General features: G+C 61.6%; 16 protein-coding genes. 9 read left to right on the top strand and 7 right to left on the bottom strand.

Annotated elements, in window-relative coordinates; translation table 11 throughout:
* Positions 1-7 precede the first annotated feature (7 nt).
* The 3 genes from flgH to HX830_RS10700 are packed head-to-tail and all read right to left on the bottom strand — an operon-like array spanning position 8 to position 2313.
* On the bottom strand, positions 8-685 hold the full coding sequence (gene flgH, locus HX830_RS10710) for a flagellar basal body L-ring protein FlgH (protein WP_177100080.1): 678 nt from the start codon (positions 683-685) through the stop codon (positions 8-10).
* A gap of 55 nt (positions 686-740) precedes the next feature.
* A complete protein-coding gene (flgG, locus tag HX830_RS10705) occupies positions 741-1526 on the bottom strand; it encodes a flagellar basal-body rod protein FlgG (protein ID WP_152738447.1) in 786 nt (261 codons plus the stop codon).
* 46 nt (positions 1527-1572) lie between these two features.
* A complete protein-coding gene (locus tag HX830_RS10700) occupies positions 1573-2313 on the bottom strand; it encodes a flagellar basal body rod protein FlgF (protein ID WP_177100078.1) in 741 nt (246 codons plus the stop codon).
* A gap of 333 nt (positions 2314-2646) precedes the next feature.
* Here HX830_RS10700 and HX830_RS10695 point away from each other — a divergent pair, with 333 nt between their 5' ends.
* A complete protein-coding gene (locus HX830_RS10695; protein ID WP_103496529.1) occupies positions 2647-3513 on the top strand; it encodes a hypothetical protein in 867 nt (288 codons plus the stop codon).
* Positions 3510-4232: a TylF/MycF/NovP-related O-methyltransferase gene (locus tag HX830_RS10690; RefSeq protein WP_100938982.1), complete on the top strand. Its 723-nt coding sequence runs from the start codon at positions 3510-3512 to the stop codon at positions 4230-4232. Before HX830_RS10695 ends, HX830_RS10690 begins: the two co-directional genes overlap by 4 nt.
* Positions 4233-4256: 24 nt before the next feature.
* On the opposite strand, the gene HX830_RS10685 is transcribed toward HX830_RS10690, so the two are convergent.
* Complete coding sequence (locus HX830_RS10685) at positions 4257-5816, bottom strand: sigma-54-dependent transcriptional regulator (protein ID WP_103496528.1); 1560 nt, start codon at positions 5814-5816, stop codon at positions 4257-4259.
* A gap of 292 nt (positions 5817-6108) precedes the next feature.
* Here HX830_RS10685 and phhA point away from each other — a divergent pair, with 292 nt between their 5' ends.
* The 3 genes from phhA (at position 6109) to HX830_RS10670 (ending at position 8549) form a co-directional block, all read left to right on the top strand.
* Positions 6109-6894 (top strand): phenylalanine 4-monooxygenase, encoded by a 786-nt coding sequence (gene phhA / locus HX830_RS10680; RefSeq protein WP_152738441.1) that lies wholly within the window; start codon positions 6109-6111, stop codon positions 6892-6894.
* Positions 6895-6996: 102 nt separating this feature from the next.
* Positions 6997-7353: a 4a-hydroxytetrahydrobiopterin dehydratase gene (locus HX830_RS10675; RefSeq protein WP_100938979.1), complete on the top strand. Its 357-nt coding sequence runs from the start codon at positions 6997-6999 to the stop codon at positions 7351-7353.
* On the top strand, positions 7353-8549 hold the full coding sequence (locus tag HX830_RS10670; protein WP_218171244.1) for an amino acid aminotransferase: 1197 nt from the start codon (positions 7353-7355) through the stop codon (positions 8547-8549). Before HX830_RS10675 ends, HX830_RS10670 begins: the two co-directional genes overlap by 1 nt.
* A gap of 130 nt (positions 8550-8679) precedes the next feature.
* Here HX830_RS10670 and HX830_RS10665 read toward each other — a convergent pair whose 3' ends face one another.
* Both HX830_RS10665 and HX830_RS10660 read right to left on the bottom strand, forming a co-directional pair.
* A complete protein-coding gene (locus HX830_RS10665; RefSeq protein WP_177100076.1) occupies positions 8680-9447 on the bottom strand; it encodes an anti-sigma factor family protein in 768 nt (255 codons plus the stop codon).
* A complete protein-coding gene (locus HX830_RS10660) occupies positions 9440-9952 on the bottom strand; it encodes a sigma-70 family RNA polymerase sigma factor (protein WP_103496524.1) in 513 nt (170 codons plus the stop codon). The genes HX830_RS10665 and HX830_RS10660 overlap by 8 nt, the downstream gene beginning before the upstream one ends.
* Positions 9953-10099: 147 nt before the next feature.
* Between HX830_RS10660 and HX830_RS10655 the strand changes: the two genes are divergently transcribed.
* From HX830_RS10655 to HX830_RS10645, 4 genes are all read left to right on the top strand, one after another.
* Entirely contained in the window at positions 10100-11071 is a 972-nt protein-coding gene (locus tag HX830_RS10655) for a metallophosphoesterase family protein (RefSeq protein ID WP_152738432.1), read from the top strand.
* Positions 11072-11083: 12 nt separating this feature from the next.
* A complete protein-coding gene (locus tag HX830_RS10650) occupies positions 11084-11398 on the top strand; it encodes a cupredoxin domain-containing protein (protein WP_103496522.1) in 315 nt (104 codons plus the stop codon).
* Between the two features lie 165 nt (positions 11399-11563).
* Positions 11564-11695: a hypothetical protein gene (locus HX830_RS32080; protein WP_256350442.1), complete on the top strand. Its 132-nt coding sequence runs from the start codon at positions 11564-11566 to the stop codon at positions 11693-11695.
* Between the two features lie 167 nt (positions 11696-11862).
* Positions 11863-13062 (top strand): MFS transporter, encoded by a 1200-nt coding sequence (locus tag HX830_RS10645; RefSeq protein ID WP_103496521.1) that lies wholly within the window; start codon positions 11863-11865, stop codon positions 13060-13062.
* Between the two features lie 4 nt (positions 13063-13066).
* On the opposite strand, the gene arfB is transcribed toward HX830_RS10645, so the two are convergent.
* A complete protein-coding gene (gene arfB / locus HX830_RS10640; RefSeq protein ID WP_152738606.1) occupies positions 13067-13480 on the bottom strand; it encodes an alternative ribosome rescue aminoacyl-tRNA hydrolase ArfB in 414 nt (137 codons plus the stop codon).
* Between the last annotated feature and the right edge of the window lie 114 nt (positions 13481-13594).

The following is a 13594-nucleotide window of genomic DNA, read 5'->3' as shown; positions in this document are numbered from 1 at the left end:
GTAGCACCTAGAAAGGCCAGAGCGGGCTGAGGAAGAAGCGGTCGAGCCAACCCGGCTGGCTCGTATCGGCGAAGGCGCCGGTACCCGAGTAGGTAATGCGCGCATCGGCCACGCGAGTGGACGGAACGGTGTTATCGGTGGCGATATCATCCGCCCGGATCATCCCGGCGATGCGCACCAGCTCATTGCCGGTATTGAGGGTCAACCACTTCTCGCCCCGTACGGCGATGATGCCGTTGGGCAGCACGTCAGCCACGGTCACGGTGATCGAGCCGGTCAGGCTGTTGCTCTGCGCGGCCTTGGAGGAACCGTCGGTGGTCTTGGTACCGCCATAGCCGATATTCAGGTTTGCGTTGCCGCTGGTCACCGCCGAGCCGAAGAGCGTGGTCAGGCCAAAGTTGTTGGCATCTTTCTTCGACAGGTCGGAGTTGGCATTTTTGCTCGCCTGGGTGGCTTCATTAAGGGTAATGGTGACAATGTCACCGACCCGGAAAGCCTTGCGGTCGCCATACAGGTTCTGCTCGAAGCCGGCCTGGTAGATCGAACCGTTGTTCGCCGCGGCGGGCAACGGGGTACGCGGCAACACCGGCGCGTAATACGGGTCATTGGGCTTGGGTGGCGGGCTCATGCAGCCGGCCAACAGCGCCATCGCGCTCAACGCGAGCATGGAAAACAACCGATTCATGACCCTATTACCTCACGGTGTTGCAGGCGCCCTTCAGGCCGCCTCATAGACTTGATTACAGGTTCTGTGCGACGTACTGGAGCATCTGGTCGGCGGTGGAAATCACCTTGGAGTTCATCTCGTAGGCACGCTGGGTGGTGATCATGTTGACCATTTCTTCCACGGTGCTGACGTTGGAAGTTTCCAGGGTGCTCTGCTCGGTGGTACCGAAACCGTTGAGACCCGGGGTGCCGACCTGCGGCGCGCCGCTGGCGGCGGTTTCCAGAAACAGGTTGCCGCCCTTGGCCTGCAGGCCGGCCGGGTTGATGAAGTCGGCGGTCTGGATATTGCCGATCACTTGCGAAGTCGGGCTGCCGGCGACGGTGATCGAGACCGTGCCGTCCTGGCCGACGGTGAAGGTCTGGGCGTTGTTCGGGATGATGATCGCCGGCTGCAGGGTGAAACCGTTGGCGGTGACGATCTGCCCGGTGTTGCTCAGGTGGAAGGTACCGTCACGGGTGTAGGCCGTGGTGCCGTCCGGTTGCAGGATCTGGAAGAAACCGCGACCGTTGACGGCCATGTCCAGCGGCTGGTCGGTGGTTTGCAGGCTACCGGCGGCGAAGTTCTTCTGGGTGCCGACGATCCGCACACCGGTACCCAGTTGCAGGCCCGACGGCAGTTCGCTGTCCTGGGTCGACTCGGCACCCGGCTGACGCTTGATCTGGTACAGCAGGTCCTGGAACTCGGCGCGATCACGCTTGAAGCCGGTGGTCGAGACGTTGGCCAAGTTGTTGGAAATAGTCGTCAGGTTGGTGTCTTGTGCCGCCAAACCTGTTTTTGCAACCCATAGAGCCGGAAGCATTCTGTTCTCCTTCGCGCGCCTGTTTTACGGCGCTACGTTCTGGTGATTAGCTGTTCTGCAAGACCCGAGCCATAGCCGTGTCATCTTCTTTGGCGGTGTTCATCATCTTGATGTGCAATTCGAACTGCTTGGACAGGGCCAGCACCGAGGTCATTTCCTCCACGGCATTGACGTTGCTGCCCACCAGGAAGCCCGAGACCACCTTGACGTTGGCGTCGACCGGCGCGGTCGTGCCGTCCTTGGTATGCACCACGGCATCCGGCCCCTTGATCATGTTCTTCAGATCCGGGTTGACCAGCTTGATGCGGTCGACTTCCGCCACCACCCGCGGCCCTTCGCCCATGGCGCGAATGCTGATGGTGCCGTCCTCGCCCACTTCGATCTTCGACTCGGGTGGCACGGCGATCGGCCCGCCATTGCCCATGACCGGCATGCCGTTGCCGGCACGCAGCACCCCGAGGGCGTCAATATTCATGCTCGCGGTGCGCACGTAACCTTCGCCGCCGTCAGGTGTCTGCACGGCCACCCAGCCGTCACCGGCCACCGCCACGTCGAGATCGCGACCGGTCTCGACCATCGGACCCGAGTCGAAATCCGTGCCCGGGCGCTCGGACATGGCGTAGGCACGTGACGGAAAGCTGTCACCGAACACCGGCATGGAACGAGCCTGTTCCAGGTCACGTTGAAAACCGTTGGTCGAGAGGTTCGCCAGATTGTTGGCATGGGCCTTTTGCGCCAGAGCATTCTGGGCCGCACCGGTCATTGCCACGTAAAGGTACTTGTCCACAGTCTTTCCTCTTCCTGACGGGCGTTTGCCGCCACCGCTGTACTGCGAGAGGCGCAAGCAATTTCCGAACCAACTTTTTTCTTGACGCAGGACAAGCCCTCGTGACGGGGCTTGAGTACCTTTGGCTGGCTTTCAAGGTCTTGAGGGCAGACGAAAAAACGGCGCGGTTATGCCGCTGGCGGCAAGTATCGGTCGTTTCCCCTCGTGCGGTGGGCGCCAGAAAACCACCCTGGAATAGACCTTGCAAGCCAACCCGGCAGACGGCAACCAACGTCAAGTTTGCCCCGTGACTGCCGACATTCAGAATTAGCCACAGTATTCAGGAGGGCTGACGTGAACCTGTACATCAACCAACTACAGAAAAAAGCTGACTTCAAGGAAGAGATCTATTCAGGCGCCATCTTCCTGGACACCCAGTTGGCGACCGCCAAGGAGCTCTGTGGTTTTGCCAAGGAAAGCATCACCCTGGCCTTTGACGGCGAGACCGATCACCAGTCCCTGCACACGATGATGCCGGTCGAGGAATTCGTCAGCCGGGTGACCCGCCTCAAGGGCCAGTTCACCAACAGCCAGCGCGTCAAGGACCTGATCCTGGCGTTCATCCATGAAGTCGGCATCGACCCGCGCGAGTACATCTTCGATGTGCCGCGCCTGCGCGTCGTGCCCAACTACAACTACCTGCACGCCGGCGTCAGCTACGCCTACAAGCCCCATCGCGACACCTGGTACGGCAGCGTCGATTGCCAGATCAACACCTGGATGCCGGTCTACACCATCGCCCCGAACCAGACCATGATGATCAACGCCGGCTACTTCGAAAAGCCGGTGCTCAACACCTCGAAGGACTGGAGCCTGAACGACTGGATCAACAACCAGCGGCACAAGGCCAAGGAAAACCTGACCGAGGAAGTGCGCGTGCACCCGGTACCCCTGGCCGACATCGATACGTCGTCGGAAGTCCGCATTGCCGGCAACACCGGTGAGATGCTGATCTTCTCCGGTTCACATTTGCATGGCACCGTACCCAATTACACCGAACAGACCCGCTTCAGCGTGGACTTCCGCCTGATGCACCTGGACGACCTGCAACACAAGCGCGGCGCCCCCAACGTCGACAGCGCCTGCCCGGATGTCGGGGCCGGCTTCAAAGACTACTTCCACGCCCACGACTTCTCGAATTTCCAAGGAATCTATCAATGACCAAGCGCCGCATTACGCCTGCCGAGGCTCAATACAACGAAACCCGTGCCGGCGTGCTCAAGCGGGTCGATGCCGAATACGTGGCCGACGCGCCGTTCGTGTTCGCCAACCGCATCAACGTGACCGCCGCCCTGTCGCGCATGGAGCTGTTCAAGAAGGTCATGGACGTGCCGGGCGCGATCATCGAATGCGGCGTGTACAAGGGCAACTCGCTGATGCTCTACATGCACCTGTCGATGATCCTCGAGCCGTACGCGATCAACCGTTCGATCGTCGGCTTCGACACCTTCGAAGGCTTCACCAGCATCAACAAGGATGAAGACCCGGCCGACATCAACGAGAACATGTTCTCCGACACCGACCAGTCGCTGATCCAGGACATGATCGATGCCAACGACCTGCTGCGTCCGGTCAACCGCATCCCGCGCTGCGAACTGGTCAAGGGCGATATCTGCAAGACCGTGCCGGAATTCGTCAAGTCCCGTCCGGACCTGGTGGTGGCCATGCTGATCCTCGATACCGACCTCTACGAACCGACCAAGGTCGCCCTGGAAACCTTCCTGCCGTACATGCCCAAAGGTGCCATCGTGGTACTCGACGAAGTTGCCTATCGCAACTTCCCGGGTGAAACCAAGGCCCTGCGCGAAGTGTTCGACATGAACAAGATCGAGCTCAAGCGCCTGCCGTTCGACTCGTGCGTGGGTTACTTCCACATCTGATCGAGCCAGGGGCGGGAGGCCTGGTTACTGCCCGCCCTTGACGACCTCATATTCCTTCAGCTTGTTGGCAATGGTGGTATGGGAAACCCCCAGCCGCTTGCCCAGCAAGCGACTGCTCGGATGCTCCGAGTACAGGCGCTCCAGCACCGCCCGCTCGAACCGCCCGACAATCTCGTCCAACCCGCCCTCCAGGGAAAAATCCCCCAGGGGTTGGCGCACGCCATAGTCCGGCAACCGGATATGCTCGGCCTTGACCACCCCGCCCTCGCAGAGGGAAACCGCCTGGAACAGCACGTTCTCCAACTGCCGGACATTGCCCGGCCAGTGATAGTGCGCAAGACGATCCATCGCCGCCGGCGCCAGCTTCGGCAAGGGGCAACCGATCTGCCGACTGGCCTGGTCGAGAAAATGCTCCACCAACGGGGTCAGCCCGTCCAGGCACTCACGCAGGGGCGGGATATGCAGGGACAACACGTTGAGACGGTGATAGAGGTCCTGGCGAAACTCACCCCGCGAACACAGCTCCGAGAGGTCGACCTGGGTCGCGCAGATCACCCGCACATCCAGGTACACCTCCTCGTCGCTGCCGACCCGACGGAACCCGCCATCCTGGAGAAAGCGCAATAACTTGACCTGCAGGCGCGGACTCATCTCCCCCACCCCGTCGAGGAACAAGGTGCCGCCGGCGGTCAGTTCCAGCAGCCCGAGCTTGCCCTCGGCCCGCGCGCCCTCGAACGCGCCGGGACCATAGCCGAACAGCTCGGTTTCAGCCATGGACTCCGGCAAGCCGGCGCAGTTGAGGGCCATCAACGGCGCCTGTCCCCGCGGGCTGGCCAGGTGGCAGGCCCGCGCCAGCAATTCCTTGCCGGTCCCGGTCTCGCCTTCGATCAGCAGCGGTGCATCCAGCGGTGCCATGCGCCGGGCCTCGCGAACCACCGCGGCCATGACTTTCGAGCTCTGGAAAATACTGTCAAAGCCGCGCAACTCCTGCTTGCGCACGTTGTAGATGCGCTCGCCGACCTGGTCGGCGCGATGCAAGGTCAGCACCGCGCCGGCCATCGCCTCGCTGTCATCGTGTTCAGACTGCAACGGCGCGATATCCGCCAGGAAAACGTCACCCTTGATCTTGACCCGCAGGCCATTGATCCGCGACTGGTTGGCGCGCACCAACTCCGGCAGGTCGAAATCCGGTGCATAACGCGCCAGCGGGATGCCCGGCACCTCGTCAACCCTGACCCCGAGCAACTGCGCTGCCGCGCGGTTGGCCGCGACAATCGAGCCGCCCATGTCGATGGACAGCACCGGAAACTCCAGGGCCCCGAGCAAGGCGTTGAGCTCCATATGCCGACGTTCGCTGGGCATCAGGCCGACGCGTTTGACGCCGAAAACCCCGGCGATGGTTTCGAACTTCGGCCGCAGGGCCTGGAACTGCAGGTTGATCAGATTCGGGCAGTGCAGGTAGATGGCATTGCCCTGATCACCGCCGACTTCGCCACGGGCGACGTTGATGCCGTAGTCCACCAGCAGATTGAGAATGTCGCGAAGAATGCCGATGCGGTTCTGGCAGTGCACTTTGATACGCATGGAAAGGCTCGAAAAGGGTGATAGCCGGGCCCCATGGGCCCCTGCGGAGCGGGCACTTTTTTCAGTACGCCGCAGTTAGTCGTAAAGATTATGTGACGAAAAGCCGCTTGATCGCCACGTCAAAACGCCTTACGCATCAGCAAAACGCCATTTCGTAACGATTTCTTTACGAAATCTCGGCATGCATCCTACCCCTTCGCGCTTTGCCCTGGATGCGCACGCCCCCTCAACGGGTTAACACTAAGCCCATCGCAGCACATAACAAGAACGAATCCCCCAGCAGGAGAGCGGTATGAAGCAGACGCACTACGTGGCTCGCGAGCCCGATGCGCAAGGTTTTATCGACTACCCGGCCGCCGAGCATGCCGTGTGGAACACCCTGATCACTCGCCAACTGAAAGTGATCGAAGGCCGCGCGTGCCAGGAATACCTGGACGGCATCGAAAAACTGGCCCTGCCCCACGACCGGATTCCGCAACTCGGCGAAATCAACCAGGTCCTCGGCGCCACCACCGGCTGGCAAGTCGCCCGGGTACCGGCGCTGATTCCGTTCCAGACTTTTTTCGAACTGCTGGCCAACAAGCAGTTTCCGGTGGCGACCTTCATTCGCACCGAAGAAGAGCTCGACTACCTGCAAGAGCCGGACATTTTCCACGAGATCTTTGGCCACTGCCCGCTGCTGACCAACCCCTGGTTCGCCGAATTCACCCACACCTACGGCAAGCTCGGCCTGCAAGCCAGCAAGGAGCAACGGGTGTACCTGGCGCGCCTGTACTGGATGACCATCGAATTCGGCCTGGTGGACACCCCGCAAGGTCGGCGCATTTATGGCGGCGGCATTCTCTCCTCGCCGAAGGAGACCGTGTACAGCCTGTCCAACCAGCCCGAGCATCAGCCCTTCGATCCGCTGGAAGCCATGCGCACGCCGTATCGCATCGACATCCTGCAACCGCTGTACTTTGTCCTGCCGAACCTCAAGCGCTTGTTCGACCTGGCCCACGAAGACATCATGGGCATGGTCGAGCGCGGCATGCAGCTGGGTCTGCACGCCCCGAAATTCCCGCCCAAGGCCGCCTGATCCGCGACATTGAGCGCTACGTGCGTCTTTCTCGAACCGACGTTTTCGAATAGCGTATTCGAACGGCGTCCTTGAATAAAAAAACGATTTCAGGAGTCCATCATGAACACCTTGAACCAAGCCCACTGCGAAGCCTGCCGCGCCGATGCCCCCCAGGTCAGCGACGAAGAACTGCCGCTGCTGATCAAACAGATTCCGGACTGGAACATCGAAGTGCGGGACGGCATCATGCAGCTGGAGAAGGTCTTCCTGTTCAAGAACTTCAAGTTCGCCCTGGCCTTCACCAATGCCGTCGGCGAGATTTCCGAAGCCGAAGGCCATCACCCGGGTCTGCTGACCGAGTGGGGCAAAGTCACCGTCACCTGGTGGAGCCATTCGATCAAGGGCCTGCACCGTAACGATTTCATCATGGCGGCACGCACCGACGAGGTCAGCCACGCCGCCGAGGGCCGTAAATAATGCATTTCGACGCCATCGCGCGTGTACCCGGCGACCCGATCCTCGGGTTGCTGGAGGCTTATGCCCAGGACCCCAATCCTCGCAAGTTCGACCTGGGCGTCGGCGTCTACAAGGATGCCCAGGGCCTGACCCCGATCCTGCGGTCGGTCAAGCTGGCTGAACAGCGGCTGGTGGACGAGCAGCGGACCAAGTCCTATATCGGTGGCCACGGCGACCTGCGCTTTGGCAGCCTGCTCAACGAGCTGGTGATGGGTGCGGACTCGCCGCTGATCGCCGCCCAACGTGTCGGCGCGACCCAGACCCCGGGTGGCACCGGCGCCTTGCGCCTGAGTGCCGACTTTATCGCCCACTGCCTGCCGGGTCGCGGCATCTGGCTCAGCGATCCGACCTGGCCGATCCACGAGACCATCTTCGCCGCCGCCGGTTTGAAGATCGGTCACTACCCTTACGTCGACAGCGATAACCGCCTGAACGTCGAGGGCATGCTCGCCGCCCTGGAGCAGGTGCCGCAGGGTGATGTGGTGCTATTGCACGCCTGCTGCCACAACCCGACCGGTTTCGACCTGTCCCACGACGACTGGTACAAGGTGCTGGACATCGTCCGTCGCCGCGAACTGCTGCCGCTGATCGACTTCGCCTACCAGGGCTTTGGCGATGGCGTGGAGCAGGATGCCTGGGCCGCGCGGTTGTTCGCCCGGGAATTGCCGGAAGTGCTGATCACCAGTTCCTGCTCGAAGAATTTCGGCCTGTACCGCGAGCGCACCGGCGCACTGATCGTCTGCACCGGCGATGCTGAAAAACTGCTGGATGTGCGCAGTCAACTGGCGGCGGTGGCCCGTAACCTGTGGTCGAACCCACCGGATCATGGCGCGGCGGTGGTCACCACCATTCTCGGCACCCCAGAGTTGAAGAGCCTGTGGGCCGATGAAGTGGAAGCCATGCGTTTGCGTATTGCGCAACTGCGCAGCGGCCTGGTGGAAGCCCTGCAGCCCCATGGCCTGGCCGAGCGCTTCGCGCATATTGGCGTACAGCGCGGCATGTTCTCCTACACCGGTTTGTCACCGGCCCAGGTCAAACGCCTGCGCGACGAGCACAGCGTGTATATGGTCAGCTCCGGCCGGGCCAACGTGGCGGGGATCGACGCGACGCGCCTGGATGCGCTGGCGCAAGCGATTGCCGCGGTCTGCAAGGACTGACACCGTCCTGTAGGAGCAGGGCTTGCCCGCAAAGCTTTTGGCGGCTGTGAGACCGCCTTCGCGGGCGAGCCCTGCTCCTACAGATTCCGTTGTGTCCTCAAGATCTGACCAGGCTTGATGCCCACCTGACTCACGCCCCCTTCTCGATCAACTGCCCGAACGCCTCGAGCTCGCCCTTCTCCAGGTCCGAAACCAGGATGAAGCGCAGGTGATCACGTCGCCACGACACCACGTTGTACCCCCGCAAAGACAAGCTCTCCCGAGCCCGATCAGCCTCGGCTGTCGGCAGGATAAACAGGTTGATGGTGTGCTTGGCATGCCGATACGCCAGTGCTGCGGCGGTCTGGTGTTGCAGATAATCCAGCCGGCCGCCCAACAACGGGTAACCCTGCGCCGCATAATCGAAGACCGGCGGCGCGAAATCGAGCTTGCCGGTAAACCAGGGTTTCACCGTATGCCGGTCGGACGACACCACATCGTTCAAATGCTCGGCCATCAGCGAACGCACATGACTGGACACCGCCTCATCCAGCCAGGGTTGTTCGGCGGACGGCGTCACCACATAGAGCATGACCGCCAGGCTCAACGCCAGGGTTGAAAACGCCGGCGCCCACCAGCGCCCCGATAGCGACCGCAACCCCTGCATGAAACCCGCCATGGCCGAAGATCGCTCTGGGGCAGCGCCCAACAGCCCCAGGTTCAGGGCCTCGGGCGCGCGGTAATAGGGGGCGCGATTTTTGACGTCGTCGATCAATTGACGGGCCTGCTCATACCGACGTGCGCACTCGGCACAACCCGCCAGGTGCCCGGCCACCCGCGCCGTGGTCGCCGCGTCCAGTTCATGGTCGAGGTAGCCATGGATCAATTCATCACAGGTCTTGCAGTCGAGGTCATTCATAAGGGTGCAACTTCAGCAGTTCGCGCTTGAGCATCGCGCGGGCCCGGGCCAGCCGCGACATGACGGTGCCCAAGGGGATATCGACGATTTTCGCTATGTCCTTGTAGGGCATGTCTTCCAACTCCTTCAGGACGATCACTTCGCGAAACGCCGGCGCCAACGCCAGCAGTGCCAGGCGGACCTGCTCGGCCGCCTGGGCGCGGATGATCTGTGACTCGGGTGTGCACACATCGGCCATTGCCGGGTCGTCCTGCAACCACTCCTCATCAAGGGTCACCCAACGCGATCCCATCGAGGCCTTGAGCCAGTTGTAGCTTTCGTTGCGGACAATGGTCAGGAACCAGGCCTTGGCATTGCCGTCGACAAAACGGTGCTGGAACTTGAAGGCCCTGAAGGCACTTTCCTGGACCACATCCTGCGCGGCGCTCTCACTGTCGGTGAGCCAGCGCGCGAGGTTATAGGCCGCATCCAGATGCGGCGCAAACAGCGCCTCGAATCGCTTCATAGTGGCTCCGATACCTTTGTTCCTATAACGGTGAAAGGTCCTGTTTTATTCCCGAAAGAATTTTTTATTTCCTGGAATAAAGCCCCGCGCCGCCCGGTTTTACAGATGTGAGCTCAATCACTGTAGACCGCCAGCGAGGGCGTTCCCATGGACCTGCACCCAACACCCCACGACAAACGTACCGACGGCCCGCTCGACCCCGACCGCCGGACCCTGCTCAAATGCTCGGCCTGGGCCGGCGCCGGGGTCCTCTGGGCCCTGAGCGGCGGCATCCCGCGGGCCTTTGCCCTGGACCAGAACGGCCAGACCAGCGACCCGGCCGCGCTGGCCGCGAACTTTCACTTCGTGCAAATCAGCGATTCGCATATCGGTTTCAACAAGGAGGCCAATCCCGAACCGGTGAAGACCCTGCAAGTGGCCATCGACAAGGTCATCGCCCTGCCCAAGCGGCCGGCGCTGATTCTCCACACCGGGGATATCACCCACCTCAGCAAGCCGGAGGAATTCGACACCGCCGCACAATTGCTCAAGGCCCTGCCCGCCACCGTTCACTATGTGCCAGGCGAGCACGACACCCTTGACGAAGGCGGCGGCCAGCTCTACCTGCAGCGGTACGGCAAGGGCACCAAGGGCAACGGCTGGTACAGCTTCGACGACCACGGCGTGCATTTCATCGCGCTGGTCAACGTCTTCAACTTCCAGGCCGGCCATGAAGCCAACCTCGGCGCCGAGCAGATCGCCTGGCTGGCCGATGACCTGCGGGCGGTGTCGACGAGCACACCGATCGTGGTGTTTACCCATATTCCGCTGTGGACCATTTACCAACCCTGGGGCTGGGGCACGGAGGACGGCGACCAGGCCATTGCCCTGCTGCGCAAATACGGTTCGGTGACCGTGCTCAACGGCCATATCCATCAGGTGATCCAGAAGGTCGAAGGCAATATCACCTTTCACACCGCGCGCGGCACGGCCTACCCGCAACCAGCACCAGGGGCGGCACCGTCACCGGGGCCGATGACCGTGGCCGCCGATCAGCTACGCAATTACCTGGGGATTACCGATGTCCGCGCGACACAAGGCGATCACCCATTGGCACTGATTGATTCGACACTGATTTAGGAGAACATTCGAATGAAAAGACTTTTGCACGGACTGGCGCTGATTTGCCTGACGGTCTCGATCCCGGTGTGGGCGCAAGATGTGAAGATCGATATCAAGGAATTCATGTTCGGGCCCAAGGACCTGACCGTTGCGCTCGGTACCAAGGTGACCTGGGTCAACGATGACCAGATCCCCCATACAGTGGCCGAAACCCACAAGCTGTTCCGCTCGGGCGCGCTGGACACCAATGACAGCTTTTCCTATGAGTTCAAGACTGCGGGCACCTACGAGTATTTCTGTGCCCTGCATCCACAGATGATCGGGAAAATCATCGTCACTCCCTGAACCGAGGGGGCCGGCTTGCCGGCTCCCACAGAACTGACGAATGGCTGTCGAAGCCGGGGCGAAAAAATCTTTCTGTCATTTCCCCTGCTGTATCCTGCCCAGGCTTTTTAAAAGCGCGGATCTACCCAGCGATTTAAAAAACAGACCTTGCGAGGAGCGACGACGATGCATGAGATACCCAACTTCCCCTTCCCAAGCCTGCACGAGACTGAGCAGAAAAACCCGTCACAAGCCGCTGCCCAGCAGCCGGTAAACAACGAGGCCGCAGAAAGCCTCAAGGCCGACAGCGAAGACTGAACGCTTGCTCAACCGGTCGCGTGAAAAGCCCGTTCCCTGGTGTTTTTCACGCAACCGGATACAGGCGCCCGCCAAGCTTTTTTCGATTTAACTCCCCTGCAACCCGCTTCGCACCGTTATCATAAGCCTCCTATCTTTTTTCTCCGCGGCAACGGTGGTTCTTGTCCATGTCTGATACCCAGCGCCCCCTGGCGGTCACGCTGCAAGTCGTTTCCATTGTCCTGTTTACCTTTATCGGTTACCTGAACATCGGCATTCCCCTGGCCGTGCTGCCCGGCTATGTCCACAGTGACCTGGGCTTCGGCACGGTGATCGCCGGGCTGGTGATCAGCGTCCAGTACCTGGCGACCCTGTTGAGTCGTCCCTATGCCAGCCGGATCATCGATAACCAGGGCAGCAAGCGCGCGGTAATGATCGGCCTGCTCGGCTGCGGCCTGAGCGGTGTGTTCATGCTGGTCTCGAGTGTTCTCCAGGCGATGCCGTTGCTGAGCCTGATCAGCCTGTTTATCGGCCGCCTGGTGCTGGGCAGCGCGGAAAGCCTGGTGGGCTCCGGGTCCATCGGCTGGGGGATCGGCCGGGTCGGTGCGGCGAACACCGCCAAGGTGATTTCCTGGAACGGCATCGCCAGCTACGGCGCGCTGGCCATCGGCGCACCACTGGGCGTGTGGCTGGTCGGTCAGTTGGGCCTGTGGAGCATGGGCGTGAGCATCCTGTTGCTGGCCACGCTGGGGCTGTTGCTGGCCTGGCCGAAACAGGCGGCACCGATTGTCGCCGGCGAGCGCCTGCCCTTCCTTCATGTACTGGGCCGCGTACTGCCCCACGGCACCGGCCTGGCCCTGGGCTCCATCGGTTTCGGCACCATCGCGACCTTTATCACCCTGTATTACGCCACCCAGCACTGGGCCAACGCGGTGCTCTGCCTGAGCCTGTTCGGCGCCAGCTTTATCGGTGCGCGGCTGCTGTTCGGCAACCTGATCAATCGCCTCGGTGGCTTTCGCGTGGCGATCGCCTGCCTGTCGGTGGAAACCCTCGGCCTGCTGCTGTTGTGGCTGGCACCGGATGCCCATTGGGCACTGGCGGGGGCGGCATTGAGCGGGTTCGGTTTCTCGCTGGTGTTCCCGGCACTGGGAGTGGAGGCGGTGAACCTGGTGCCGGCCTCCAGTCGCGGCGCGGCGGTGGGTGCCTACTCGTTGTTTATCGACCTGTCGCTGGGCATCACCGGGCCCTTGGCCGGGGCCATTGCCGCGGGCCTGGGCTTTGCCTCGATCTTCCTGTTCGCCGCCCTGGCGTCGTTTTCCGGGTTACTGCTGAGCCTTTATCTCTACCGGCAGGCACCGAAGCAGCGAGCGTTGCGGGAAAAAACCTGAAGGCCTAGAAATCGATCTTGCCGCGCCCGGCCTTTATCGCACCACGCTGGGACTTGCCTTCCAGGCGGCGCTTCTTCGAGCCGAGGGTCGGCTTGGTCGGGCGGCGTTTCTTCTCCACCTTGGTGGCAGTGAGGATCAGTTCGACCAGGCGTTCCAGGGCATCGCTGCGGTTCTGCTCCTGGGTCCGGTATTGCTGGGCCTTGATCACAATCACCCCTTCGCTGGTGATGCGACTGTCGCGCAGGGCCAGCAGGCGTTCCTTGTAGAACGGCGGCAGGGACGAAGCCGGAATATCGAAACGCAGGTGCACCGCGCTGGAGACCTTGTTGACGTTCTGCCCGCCCGCGCCCTGGGCACGAATGGCCGTCCATTCGATCTCGGCATCCGGCAGATGCACATTGTTGGAAATCACCAGCATTTGAAAAGCGTCCGACATCAGGGCGTTCAGGATACCTGATCTGTACCACGGCGAGCCGGTTCGCCCGTGTCCCGACCGTGCAGAAACGACAAACCCGGCGGCCGCCGGGTTTGT

Source organism: Pseudomonas gingeri (assembly GCF_013385425.1).
Classification (GTDB): domain Bacteria; phylum Pseudomonadota; class Gammaproteobacteria; order Pseudomonadales; family Pseudomonadaceae; genus Aquipseudomonas; species Aquipseudomonas gingeri_D.
This window is presented reverse-complemented; position numbering and strand designations above follow the sequence as displayed.